This is a genomic window from Flagellimonas alvinocaridis, from assembly GCF_004916895.1.
GTDB classification, from domain to species: Bacteria; Bacteroidota; Bacteroidia; order Flavobacteriales; family Flavobacteriaceae; genus Flagellimonas; species Flagellimonas alvinocaridis.
In genome coordinates, this window is the sequence record NZ_SNTZ01000008.1 from 71,260 (window position 1) to 83,807 (window position 12,548).

Genomic DNA, 12,548 nt, shown 5'->3' on the forward strand with positions numbered 1-12,548 from the left:
CCTTAACTTGGATTGATCAATTTTCCATTTTCTATGGTCAATATCCTATTGCATCGACCTACCCATTTTGGGTTCTCACTTACAACCACCAAGGCCCATCCATTCGAAGGATCAGTCAGGAAATCCATTACTTGTTCTGCTTCTTTTTCTTCAAATTGGTCCAATGGGTCCTTAAGGATCAAGAGCTTTGGTCGGTGCACTACACTACGGGCCAAAACAATTTTCTTTGAAATGGTGTGGGGAATCTTTTTCCCTTCGGGATAAAGCATGGTCTGGAGTCCATGGGGTTGTTCCTTTACAAATTGTGTAAGGCCTGTTTTCTCCAATACCCAGTATACATCTTCCATGGGAATACTCTTGTTGTCAAAAGTGATATTCTCCAAAATGGTACCTTCAAACGGATATTCTTCTGTTAACGATTGCCCTAAAAGTGAGCGATATTCGTTAAGATATATCCCTTGGAGCGCTACATTGTTCACATAAATCTTGCCTTCATTGGGTTCATGAATCCCCGCAATTAATCGAAGTAGTGTAGATCGCCCCGATCCGCTGGTGCCTTTTAGCAAAATAGCACATTGGGGAGTTATGGTAAACGATATGCCGTTCAAGATTTTCTTGTCCCTTCCCGGAACTCTGAAGGTCACATCCTGAAGTTCTACCGTGAGCCCATTAGTACCATCAAAGGGTGTTTCGCCCTGTTGCGGTTCCATTTCCTTGTCCACTACCTGTCCCATTTTTTCAAGGGAGGTCAATAGATCATAAAAGGTCTCCAGTCCTAAAATGAGTTTCTCAACCGAGCCAATTACCAACAGAATGATAATCTCTGCCGCTACAAACTGACCTATGTTCATTTGTTGGTCCAATACCAAAAGTCCTCCAATCAACAGCAAACCTGCCGTAACCAGCACTTTAAATCCTATCATCTGGATGAATTGCAGCACCAATATCCTAAAGTGACTTTCCCGTGCATCCAAATAATGAGCCACTAGATGATCATTCCTGTCCATGGCGTGCGACGTCTTCCCGGAAAGTTTAAAGCTGATGATCGATCGGGAAATTTCCTGGATCCAATGGGCCACTCTATACTTATGTTGGGACTCCTCCAAACTGGTCTCCAAACCCTTTTGGGCCGTAAACTTGAGCACCACATATATTAAGAGTACCAAGAGTAATCCATATAGAATAAAAAATGGGTGGTAAAAAGACAGTAACAAAAGACCAAATACAATTTGTAACAATGCAGCGGGAAAATCAATCAGTATTTTGGAGAGTGATTTTTGAATCGTGAGCGTATCAAAAAAACGATTGGCCAATTCTGGCGGATAATGGTTGCTGAATTCGCTCATCTTGATTTTCGGAAACCGATAGGCAAACTCAAATGAAGACCTAGTAAATATCTTTTGTTGAACGTTTTCTATGATTCTGATCTGCATTAGTTGCAAGGCGCCGACAAAGGCTACCCCAACGGTCACCAAAACTACAAGAACCACCCATGAGGTACTTATCTGAGCACCTTGTATGAGATTGATGATTGCTTGAATTCCCAATGGAAGGGAAAGATTGACCAATCCAGCAAAAATTGCATAGTAAAATACCTGAAAGATATCCTTCTTATCCAAGGTAAGCATGCCCATCAGTCGTTGCCATGCCGTTAGAATGTTCTTAGCCATTGGGCTTTGCTTTTAAAGTTCTAAAAATCAAGTCTGTAAAATATTCGGTTGGGGTTACCGTTTCGTTGCAATTGGTAAGTGCAGGGAAGTGTTCTTTCAAAAAAAACTGGTGCAAGGTTCCTTCCATGACCATACTGGCCAAACTGGATGGATATGGGTATTCTGAATCTACAGCAATAATCATCTCACTGAGCCTATCCACCAATCGTTTATAAATGGCAAAATACCCTTGTTTGTTTTCATTGTCTACCTCTTTGGTAAGATATGATTTGGAGTACTCATTAATTACGATTTTGTTCAATATCACTTCATTGATGTGGGTAAATGATTCATCTTCCTCAACAGTCTGGGCAAGTATTTCCATAGCTTTTTGCAATTTTTCAACACTATCCGAAATACCATGCGTTGCAAATACCAACTTATATTCTGTCCAACCCCAATACCATGAAGCCAAATAGAGCAACAACTTGTGTTTGTTCTCAAAATAACGATAAATGGAGCTTTCATTGGAGCCAATCTTTGTTCCCAACTTTTTAAAGGTGAAACTTTCAAAACCAACTTCATCTATCATGAGAATACCCTGTTCAATGATTTTTTTTCCCAAGGAAGATGATTCAGGGTCCTTCACATAGAGTTTTTCATTGATTCCCATCTTAAGCGACTGCATCAACCTATCCATACTTCATATTTTAAACCTAATAATCGCAAATATAATAGTATTACTATCATAATATAATAGTTTAACTTTCAATTAACTTTATGTAGTGAGTACAATAAGAATCCCATGTGATAACCTAATACCCAAATAAGGGTAGTGAAAATAGAACGCGTTTTAAAACACCTTTTTAATCAGTTTTGGTTATCCATAGCCTATCAGAAAAAAGCATTGAAGTGTCAATATTTTTTTAAAGGGAAAGTTCGTATAATTGTATTTGTGTATTTTTAACACAAAAAGTCAAGCTGAACAATATGCGCACAAATAGACCAACTGATAAAACCCTTGTAGACGCTTTCAAATCTACCTCCCATGAACCAAAAAGAGCCCTATTGTTGCTCTGCATGCTTTGTTTTGTGCCATTTTTGGTATGGTGCCAAGATGCTCCTACCAAAAAGTTACTTGTTTTTTCCAAAACCAAAGGCTTTCGCCATGAATCCATTGAGGTGGGCATTGATGCCTTACAAAAACTGGGGAGTGAGAATGGCATCAAGGTTGAAGTGACTGAAAAATCCAAATGGTTCAACTCCAAAAAACTCAAGGAGTATGATGCCGTCCTCTTTCTAAGCACTAGTGGAAATGTATTTAACCGAAAGCAAGAGACCGCTTTCAAGAACTTCATACAATCTGGTGGAGGTTTTATGGGAATCCACGGGGCATCCACAACAGAATATGAATGGGATTGGTATGGCAAACTGATCGGTGGTTATTTTGATGGGCATCCAGAACCCCAGGAAGCCACACTCATTGTGCATGACAACACGCATTTGTCTACCCAACATTTATCCGAAACCTGGGAACGTTTTGACGAATGGTACAATTTTAGGTGGATGGATGAGAATTTCAATCTCCTTATTTCTGTGGATGAGTCCACCTATACAGGCGGAAAGCACAAAAACGTGCATCCCATATCATGGTACAAGCCCTTTGAAGGTGGACGAATGTTTTATACCGCTTTGGGCCACACCAAGGAATCCTATTCTGATGAACGTTTTTTAAATCATGTTTTAGGAGGTATCCTTTACGTTATGGGCAAATCCGAAAGTGAATAAAACTCCTCCCAGTATGTCGACCCAAATGCAACCAATCCCTGCAAAAGATAACTCTGTCTATCCATGGATGACTTTTGTGTTGCTCATTGGAATTATTTTTGCCTCAGGATGCAAATCTGAAAAGGAACCTAAATGGAACGGAGACATCATCCAGGGTAAAGCCTTATTTAATCAATATTGCGCTTCTTGCCATGATTTGAGGATGAATGGCATGGGACCAAAGTTGGGAGGAATAACCGCAGTAGTTGAAAAAGATTGGCTTCTGCAGTTTGTACAGAATCCCGAAAAACTTATTAAAGACAAGGATGAACGGGCAACAAAGCTGTTCGATGAGTATAAAAGTTATATGCCATCCTTTTCCTTTCTGCCGCAAGAAGAGGTGGAATCCATACTTACCTATATCCATAAAACATCGGATAGTTTGGGATTAACCTTTGACAGCAGTGAAGCAGAGATTTCAAAAAGTGAAGATTCCTCCCAAAGAACCGAACCGGACTTAAGTACGATTCCAAAAGTACAACACTCCAACTTATCCATTGTGCTGGAGGATTTCATGAAAATGCCCAAAACTGGGGAAAACCCACCTTCCAGATTGGCCAGTATGCGCTCCGTTCCCTTGGAGAATGGAGAGTCACTGCTTTTTCTCCATGATCAAAGAGGAAGTATCTACCAATTGCAAAACGGAAAGGCCACCGTTTTTCTCAACCTAAAGGATAGAACAGACAACTTTATAGATGGTCCGGGGCTTGCATCGGGGCTTGGCAACTTTACCTTCCACCCAGAGTATTTAAAAAATGGGAAGATCTATACCATACATACTGAAAAACCGCAAGGTATTGCACCTGACTTTCCATTGGGAGAAGGAATGGAAGTGGCCATGCAATGGATTCTTACCGAATGGGTGAACAGTGATCCCGCACAACCCATTTTCCAAGGAAGCAGGAAAGAACTGCTCCGAATTGATGTACCCACCCGATTGCATGGTATGCAGGACATTATTTTTTCAAACGTCACTGATCAAAACGACCCAGATTATGGTATGTTATATCTGGGCATTGGAGATGGGGGTGCTACTATTGCAGGCTATCCAGAGTTATGTCATAGCATCCACTCCCCTCTTGGTACCATCCTTAGAATAGACCCCAAAGGGAACAATTCCAGAAACGGAAAATATGGAATCCCAAAGGATAATCCTTATGCCAACAGTAACGACGGTGAAGTATGGAAAGAAATATATGCTTACGGGTTTAGAAATCCGCATCGGATTACCTGGATCGGGAAGGGAGAAAACGCTCGCCTTGTCGCAGCAGATGTGGGAGAATTGACCGTGGAAGAAATCAATGTGGTAAAGCCGGGCAGTGATTATGGATGGAACGAACGTGAGGGGTATTTTGGAATCAATCCGAAAAAAATGAAAGAACTTTATACCCTTTCCCAAAGCGATATGAGGTATGAACTTCCTTATGCACTCTTTGGCCATGAAACCGGGAATGCCATTTCTGGAGGTTATGTCTATGAAGGTCCCATCAAAGAACTAAACAATCACTACATTTTTGGGGATATTGTCCAAGGAAAAGTCTTTTTTCTCAATGCGGTTTCAACGCAGCCACAACCTGTTCCCATCAAAGAACTTGGCGTGTTTTATAATGGGAAACATACCAATTTTAAAAAAATCGTTGGAAACTCTCGGACAGATCTTCGCATAGGAAAGGATGGGAAAGGAAATTTCTACACGATGAACAAAGCAGATGGCACTATCCGAAAAATTACAGGAGTAGTACCCCATAAGACTCCATAACTCCTAGCTGGAAAGAACATAGAAATAAGCTTTGCACTTCAAATTTTAAGCAAGAATCCATAATTCTCTGGTGTACATCGATGTGCCATCCTTTTATCAAGCAAGCATCCAACCAAAACATTGATTTACAGATAAAAATGTGCCCTGAACGACATAAATTCTTTTGCGCATATTAAATGTCACTATATTTATGACCACATAAAAATAACAACATTTTGAAACCTAATAAATCAGAAAAAGGAACAACTCAAAAATTTTCTATCTTACATAAGCTTTGGGCTATACTATTATCTGTGGGTCCAGGTATTTTTTGTATCGGGTACACTATAGGGACTGGAAGCGTAACAGCAATGATAAAAGCGGGGAGCATGTATGGCATGCAATTGCTGTGGGTCTTATGTTTAAGTGCCTTTTTCTCATGGATTTTAATGGATGCCTATGGTCGTTTTGCCGTGGTGACAGGCAAAACTGCCATGAATGCTTTTAAGAGCCATCTTAAGTGGGGGAAAATCCTAGCCGTTTTCACTATTGCAGGTGTTGTCATGGGACAATGGAGCTCACTTTCCGGTATATTGGGTTTGACAAGCAATGCTCTTTATGAATTCATGCGTATGTTTTTTCCAAGCTTGAATGAAAATAATTATTGGGCCGTATTGGCAATATCCATTCTGCTCATTGCCATCATGTACATTTTTTTATTAGTGGGCAAGTATTCATTCTTCGAGAAAATTTTGGTTGTTTTTGTGACACTCATGGGATTATCTTTTATTCTTTCCATGTTTATGGTTTTGCCTTCTACTGAAGATATTGTAAAGGGTTTGATTCCTCGGATTCCTCCTGGTGGCAACTTAATGGTTGCTGCATTTGTGGGAACTACCATGGCAGCCCCAACCTTTGTGGTACGTCCCATTTTATTGAAGGAAAAGGGATGGGGCACTTCCAATTTAAGCGATCAACGAAAAGATGCCTTGGTTTCTGCATTTTTTCTTTTGACCATTTCCGCAACCATAATGATTGCTGCCACCGGGGCCTTGTTTTATGATGGAAAAGTTGTTACCAACGTACTGGATATGGTTCAGGCTTTGGAGCCAGTAGCTGGTAAAATGGCTGTAGCCGTATTTATGATGGGCGCCATGAGTGCTGGAATATCATCCATATTCCCTATTCTTATGGTGCTACCTTTGCTGATCAGTGATTATAAAAGCGGGAAAATGGAGACCAAAACCCCTACCTTCAAAATTTTAGTGGCCATAGCCTGTTTGGTTGGACTAATTGTCCCTATACTGGGTGCCAACCCCATCGTTGCCCAAATAGCCACTCAAGTTGCCAATGTTTTTGTACTTCCATTGGTCATCGGTGGGATAATTGTATTGATCAACAGTAAAAAACTCATGGGTACACAAAGTGCAAACCTGTTCATGAACATAAGTTTGGTAACTGCATTCTGCTTTTCACTGATCATATCCTATAAGGCCGTGATTGCACTGACGGACTTTTTAAACTGATACCAATTATTTGCTTCCCTTAATCTGCTTTATAAAACTTCTCGCTTTTTCCGTTACTACATTCGGCCTGTCAGTTTCGTCCATTTTGGTAAGTTCACTACCAATGCCAAAACCATCGGCTCCCGCCAGCATCCACTCCTTTATATTTCCTGTATTTATTCCCCCCACAACAAAAAATTTGAGATTACTTAGCGGCCCTTTTATGGCTTTGAAATAATCCATCCCAAAGATTCCTGCCGGGAATAATTTAATAATGTCCGCACCATGTTCATTGGCCACACATATCTCAGAAGGGGTCAATGCACCCATTATTACTGGAATACCATGTGAGTGCGCCACTGGAATAATGGAGACATCTACGTTTGGTGTGACCAAAAATTGAGCTCCTGCAGCTACAGCTTCTGCAGCCAAGTTCTTATTGGTAATCGTTCCGGCTCCAACCAAAATATTGGGATACAAGTTTCTAGCATTCCTGATTTCCTCTAAAAATCCTGGGGTATTGGATGTGATTTCCAAGACCTTTATACCGCCATCGACCAACGCGCTTATTATAGGTTGGATTTTTTGCCGATCTTTTTGTCTGATTATGGCAACCAACTTCTCTTCTTCAAGAAAAGAGATGATTTCGTTTTTATTCATCGTAGTACGTATCCTTGAGTATTTCCGTTCATTATAGAGGTTATTTCCTCCTCACTGCTGGTATGCTGATCACCCTTTACGGTATGTTTAAGTGCAAAGGCCGCCGTGGCAAAATCGAGTGCTTTTTTAGTATCCCATTGATTTCCCAAACCATGCAGAAGTCCAGCCGCAAACGCATCACCAGTACCAAAGCGATCAGTGATGTTAACCTCATAACTCCCTCTGGATACTATATTTTCATTATCCACACGCAGCAATCCGGATAATTGGTTTTGACTTGCGGAAAAATGATCGCGAACGGTAAAGGCTATTTTGGAGATGCCCAACAAACCTTCTGCTTCTTCTATGGCATTTATGGATTTTTCCATTGAATCTTTCCCTTTTGGCTGATACCCAAATACATCTTGCAACATTCCGTAGTTGCCCAAAAGCAAATCGGTATTCTCAAGTATGGGCAGGTATACTTTTCTGGCTTTAGAGGAAGACTCCCAAAGAGTTCTTCTAAAATTGGGGTCGAAAGCAACCTTTACTCCAAGTTTTTTGGCTACTTGAGCAACTTTAAGGGTTTCCTTTGCACAGTTCTCTGAAAGCGCAGGTGTAATTCCAGAAATGAAAAGCCAATCTTGTTTTGCCAAGATTTGGTTCCAATCAAATTCTTGCTCGGATATATCACAGATTGCCGAACCCTTTCTATCGTAAATAACTTTGGAAGGTCTTATGGAGCTGCCCGGTTCTATAAAATAGATTCCAATCCTATTTCCTCCAAACTGTATATTATCGGTTCCAATACCATAAGACAAAAGAGACCCACATGCAGCCCGCCCCAAATCATTATTGGGAAGTTTTGTTACAAATTGGACCGAGTTTCCTAAAATTGCCAATGAGGATGCAACATTGGACTCTGAGCCTGCAAAATTCGTCTCCATGTACTTGGAAGAATAAAGTTTTGACCCATTCTCATAAGGTGTAAATCGCATTAGTATTTCCCCAAATGCCACAAAGCTCATAATCTTATTTTAATGGTTAGTCCTTAAACGAAAGTGGAATTTTCATTGTACTCAAATTTAAAAAATTGAAGAGTGATATGGGAAATAGCAGTAAACTAATTTTAGAATTAAAACTTGGCTCCTTTAGCTTACTTTATCCCACAATTCGCACCTCGACAATTTCAGAAGTAAAACTCTGTGGTATCAATAATGTCTTTAAGGACAAAATAACTTTCCAAGACACCTATATTGTCAATCTTGGATAGTTTTGTCCGGACAAAATCATGGTACTCATCAAGACCCGAAACATTTATTTTTAGGAAGAAATCCACCTTTCCGGCCATGTGATAGCATTCTTGGACTTCACTGAGCTTTCTGATTTGGGAATCAAACTTATCTATGAACCCTTCATTATGATACCTTAAAGACACCATACAAATAGCCGTGACAGGTTTGTTTATCCGCTTTTTATTTAAAAGTGCCACATATTTTTTGATGTATCCTTCCTTTTCCAGCTTTCTGATCCGTTCGTAAACGGGCGAAGCAGTTAGGTTCAAAGCACTTGCAATTTTCTTTGTGGACATGCTTGAATCCTTTTGAAGAATTCTTAGAATCTTGAGATCATACTCATCCAGTCTTTCCATGGGAAGATAAAATTACTTGTATCAATTACATATCAAACATAATAAAATACTTTTTATGGTAAAATACATAAATGAACATAATATTTACTGATTTTAACCCAGAACGTAGATAATAACACTATCGATACCTAAAATGTTATACTTTCATACTTTAAAATCACACAATGAAAAGGGAGGAAAAAATCTTGATAACTGGTTCTGGAGGACAACTGGGAACCACCTTGGCTAAAGCTTTGATAGACCGGTATGGAATTGAAAATGTTACGGCAACCGACCTTCATCCCAAAACAATGGATGCATGGGATATTGGTTTTTTGGACACCACGGATGCTGCCAGTGTGGAAGCGATTGTAAAAAAGAACAAAATCTCGCAGATATACCATCTTGCCGCCATATTGTCGGCCAATGGGGAGTCCAATCCAATCCAAACATGGGACATCAACATAAAAAGCTGGCTCAATGTGTTGGAAGCTGCAAGAAAATATCAAGTCACCAAAGTTTTTTTCCCTAGCTCAATAGCAGTCTTCGGACCATCAGCAAGTAAAGCAAACACTTCCCAGACAGATTTTTTGGACCCTTTGACAGTTTATGGAATAAGTAAAGCGGCAGGGGAACAATGGGGACACTACTTTTTTTCAAAATACGGATTGGATGTTCGTTCCCTGCGTTATCCGGGTGTTATTAGTCATGGCACATTGCCTGGCGGGGGCACTACGGATTATGCCGTGGATATTTACCATAAAGCTGTACAAAACATACCCTATACCTGTTATCTTACAGAGGATACTGCACTGCCCATGATTTATATGGATGATGCGGTAAGGGCCACGTTAGAATTAATGGATGCCCCGAAGGACAAAATACGGACCAGGACATCATATAACTTGAACGGTCTAACCATTACTCCAAAACAAATGGTTGATTCCATACGGCAATGGTTTCCACAATTTGAAATTGCCTACACTCCAGATTTTAGACAGTCCATTGCCAATGCATGGCCCTCTTCCATTGATGGGCTCCATGCCAAAAACGATTGGAATTGGTCGCCCAAATATTCGTTGGATGACATCTCCAATGAAATGATTTCCCAATTGTCCAAAACATACAACATGGAGAAAGACAGTGTCTTCTAAAATCTTTTTATTGGAACGGGATTCCTAGCCAAATAAAATCAGGAAGATATAACAATCCGCTTTCTTGAATTAATTTTAAAGACAGCGCATTTTCAAGACAAAAGCTCTCTTATCAATTATGCTTGTTGGGTAACGCTTTTACCCATTTGCCAAAGAAGGCAGTTTGGACATGAAGGGTTGTTGGTAATATCTTTCGCCCGTTGCTTTGTACAGGGCATTGGCCAATGCGGCAAAAATTGGTGGAAAGGTGGGTTCGCCCAATCCAGTTGGGTCGATCTTATTTTCCACAAAATGTACTTCAATTTCCTTAGGGCTTTCTTGCATCCGGATCATCCGATAGGAATCAAAATTATTTTTGGAGGGTATCCCGTCTTCAAATCTTAACTCTCCAAAAAAGGCATTGCCAATACCGTCCACAATTCCCCCTTCTGCCATATTCTTGGCCCCATCTGGGTTGACTACCATACCGCAGTCCAAAACACAAGTTACTTTTTCCACTCTGGGTTTTCCATCTTCCATAACCAAATCCAATACTTGGGCTGCATAAGAGTTATGACAAAAATAAGCGGCTACGCCACGGCTTAGGTTTGGCTGTTGGTCTTCCCAATTTGACTTCTCCTTGACCTTTTTCAAAACTCCCGCATAGCGAGTGGGGTCATAGTCATTTGTTGTGCCCTCCAAGGGGCTATTGATGGCCTTCTCCAAGAGTTCCAAACGAAAATCTATAGGGTCTTTCTCAGCTAGTTCGGCCACTTCATCCAAAAAGGATTGTTCTGCACTTGCCATAAAATTGGAGCTCGGCGCCCTAAAAGAGCCTACCGTAATATTGCTATCTATTGTCCAGCTTTCTGCCAAATAGTTGTCCACAGCTCCAGCAGGGAATCTATTCTCATGCAAAGGGCTTTCGGGGATACCACCTGCGTTGACATGATAGGCAATTAGATTATTATTGGCATCCAAACCTGCTTTTAGTTTTATAAGATAGGTTGGCCGATAGACCCCATCCGTCATATCATCCTCCCGAGTATAGATCAATTTAACCGGAGCCTTCATACGCTCGGAAATCAAGGCAGCTTCCACAGCCCAATGGGCGTAAGAGCGTCTACCATACCCTCCACCTAAACGAGTCATTTTAATATCAATTTTTTCCAATGGAATTCCCATACGTGCCGATAACGTCTGTTCCGTAAATTCTGGCTTTTGTAATGGTCCTATCAATTCTGCCTTTCCGTCCTTCACATCGGCAAAAAAGTTCATAGGCTCCATGCAGTTGTGCGCCAAAAATGGCGCTGTATAGGTACGCTCTATTATTTTGACCGCTTGTTTGAATGCAGCTTCGGGATTACCATCCTTGCGACGGACCTCCCCTCCTTTGGCCGCTCTATCTTCCATATTGGCCAAATGATTTTCTGTACTTTCAAGCCCGGCAGGTGTATGCTGTTTCCATGCATTCCCAAACCTATCTCTAGTATCGGTTGAACTTTCAATAGGTTCACATGCTATCTTGATTGCTTTCTTGGCCTGCATCACCTCCCATGTGGAATCACCCACAATGACCACTACCTCATTATAGGTCCGGGTATCAAAAAAAGTCTTGACGTAATCATCGTTAAAGACTTTAATTTTAAAAATATCCCTAATGCCCGGCATGTTTCTGGCTTGGCTGTCATCTATTGATTTAAGTTTCAAACCGAAAGCTGGGGGATGCACAATCATGGCAATGAGCATACCTTCCTTTTGGGTATCCATTCCAAAAAGAGGCTTGCCAGTAACAATATCAGGTCCGTCTACATTTTTACGGGAAGTACCAATAATGTTGAACTCATTGTATTCCTTTAGTTGAACCTCCTCAGGAACTTTAAACTTTGCTGCGACAGAAGCCACCTCCCCATATCCTAAGGAGTTTCCGGAATCTTCGTGAGTTAGTCTGCCCTTTGCTGTTTTTATCTCACTCACTGGAACCTTCCAAGCATCAGCCGCAGCCATCTTCAGCATGTGTCGTGCCGATGCTCCCGCCATTCGTAATCCGGGCCATCCTCTTCTAATGGCTTGGCTACCCCCAATAAATTGAAAACTGAAAGCATCCGTGTCCAAAGGGGCCTGTTCAACAATGACATCTTTCCAGTCCACATCCAATTCATCAGCCACAATCATGGGCATGGAAGTCTTAACGTTCTGACCTCCTTCAGGATTAGGGGAAAAAATGGTTACTAGACCATTTTCACCAATCTTTATATACCCATTCATTTGGAACCATTCCTTGGGCATTTCTTTGCCTGTCAAACTTCCAGTGTCTTTTGGTCTACAAGAATTTAGCCAGCTAAATCCCAAAACCAGCCCACCACTGGCCAAACTGGTATTTTTGATAAAAGTCCGTCTACCTATTTTGGTTTTTACAAGTGTCAT

At 40.9% G+C, this 12,548-nt stretch carries 10 protein-coding genes; 4 read left to right on the forward strand and 6 right to left on the reverse strand.

Annotated features, from left to right (window positions below):
* Nucleotides 1–2: 2 nt before the first annotated feature.
* Both EZV76_RS13100 and EZV76_RS13105 read right to left on the reverse strand, forming a co-directional pair.
* Nucleotides 3–1,670, reverse strand: a complete 1,668-nt coding sequence (locus tag EZV76_RS13100; RefSeq protein ID WP_136567015.1) for a peptidase domain-containing ABC transporter — start codon at nt 1,668–1,670, stop codon at nt 3–5.
* Nucleotides 1,663–2,349, reverse strand: a complete 687-nt coding sequence (locus EZV76_RS13105) for a TetR/AcrR family transcriptional regulator (protein WP_136567016.1) — start codon at nt 2,347–2,349, stop codon at nt 1,663–1,665. Before EZV76_RS13105 ends, EZV76_RS13100 begins: the two co-directional genes overlap by 8 nt.
* Before the next feature lie 290 nt (nt 2,350–2,639).
* Between EZV76_RS13105 and EZV76_RS13110 the strand changes: the two genes are divergently transcribed.
* From EZV76_RS13110 to EZV76_RS13120, 3 genes are all read left to right on the forward strand, one after another.
* A complete protein-coding gene (locus EZV76_RS13110; RefSeq protein ID WP_136567017.1) occupies nt 2,640–3,437 on the forward strand; it encodes a ThuA domain-containing protein in 798 nt (265 codons plus the stop codon).
* Between the two features lie 13 nt (nt 3,438–3,450).
* Complete coding sequence (locus EZV76_RS13115; protein WP_136567018.1) at nt 3,451–5,235, forward strand: PQQ-dependent sugar dehydrogenase; 1,785 nt, start codon at nt 3,451–3,453, stop codon at nt 5,233–5,235.
* Between the two features lie 293 nt (nt 5,236–5,528).
* Nucleotides 5,529–6,740 (forward strand): Nramp family divalent metal transporter, encoded by a 1,212-nt coding sequence (locus EZV76_RS13120; protein ID WP_262709764.1) that lies wholly within the window; start codon nt 5,529–5,531, stop codon nt 6,738–6,740.
* A gap of 6 nt (nt 6,741–6,746) precedes the next feature.
* Here the strand turns inward: EZV76_RS13120 and EZV76_RS13125 are convergent, their stop codons facing one another.
* The 3 genes from EZV76_RS13125 to EZV76_RS13135 form a co-directional block, all read right to left on the reverse strand.
* Nucleotides 6,747–7,379, reverse strand: coding sequence for a bifunctional 4-hydroxy-2-oxoglutarate aldolase/2-dehydro-3-deoxy-phosphogluconate aldolase (locus EZV76_RS13125; RefSeq protein ID WP_136567020.1), 633 nt, complete (start codon nt 7,377–7,379; stop codon nt 6,747–6,749).
* A complete protein-coding gene (locus EZV76_RS13130; protein WP_136567021.1) occupies nt 7,376–8,386 on the reverse strand; it encodes a sugar kinase in 1,011 nt (336 codons plus the stop codon). The genes EZV76_RS13125 and EZV76_RS13130 overlap by 4 nt, the downstream gene beginning before the upstream one ends.
* Before the next feature lie 161 nt (nt 8,387–8,547).
* Nucleotides 8,548–9,009 (reverse strand): Lrp/AsnC family transcriptional regulator, encoded by a 462-nt coding sequence (locus EZV76_RS13135; RefSeq protein WP_136567022.1) that lies wholly within the window; start codon nt 9,007–9,009, stop codon nt 8,548–8,550.
* Nucleotides 9,010–9,173: 164 nt separating this feature from the next.
* Here EZV76_RS13135 and EZV76_RS13140 point away from each other — a divergent pair, with 164 nt between their 5' ends.
* Nucleotides 9,174–10,142, forward strand: a complete 969-nt coding sequence (locus EZV76_RS13140) for an NAD-dependent epimerase/dehydratase family protein (RefSeq protein WP_136567023.1) — start codon at nt 9,174–9,176, stop codon at nt 10,140–10,142.
* Between the two features lie 138 nt (nt 10,143–10,280).
* Here the strand turns inward: EZV76_RS13140 and EZV76_RS13145 are convergent, their stop codons facing one another.
* Entirely contained in the window at nt 10,281–12,548 is a 2,268-nt protein-coding gene (locus EZV76_RS13145; RefSeq protein ID WP_136567024.1) for a xanthine dehydrogenase family protein molybdopterin-binding subunit, read from the reverse strand.

Bases quoted from the DNA above. Each gene is read 5' to 3' on its own strand.
- EZV76_RS13105 (WP_136567016.1), bottom strand. From the start codon at position 2,349: ATGGATAGGTTGATGCAGTCGCTTAAGATGGGAATCAATGAAAAACTC.
- EZV76_RS13135 (WP_136567022.1), bottom strand. From the start codon at position 9,009: ATGGAAAGACTGGATGAGTATGATCTCAAGATTCTAAGAATTCTTCAA.
- EZV76_RS13125 (WP_136567020.1), bottom strand. From the start codon at position 7,379: ATGAATAAAAACGAAATCATCTCTTTTCTTGAAGAAGAGAAGTTGGTT.
- EZV76_RS13145 (WP_136567024.1), bottom strand. From the start codon at position 12,548: ATGACACTTGTAAAAACCAAAATAGGTAGACGGACTTTTATCAAAAAT.
- EZV76_RS13100 (WP_136567015.1), bottom strand. From the start codon at position 1,670: ATGGCTAAGAACATTCTAACGGCATGGCAACGACTGATGGGCATGCTT.
- EZV76_RS13130 (WP_136567021.1), bottom strand. From the start codon at position 8,386: ATGAGCTTTGTGGCATTTGGGGAAATACTAATGCGATTTACACCTTAT.
- EZV76_RS13140 (WP_136567023.1), top strand. From the start codon at position 9,174: ATGAAAAGGGAGGAAAAAATCTTGATAACTGGTTCTGGAGGACAACTG.
- EZV76_RS13110 (WP_136567017.1), top strand. From the start codon at position 2,640: ATGCGCACAAATAGACCAACTGATAAAACCCTTGTAGACGCTTTCAAA.
- EZV76_RS13115 (WP_136567018.1), top strand. From the start codon at position 3,451: ATGTCGACCCAAATGCAACCAATCCCTGCAAAAGATAACTCTGTCTAT.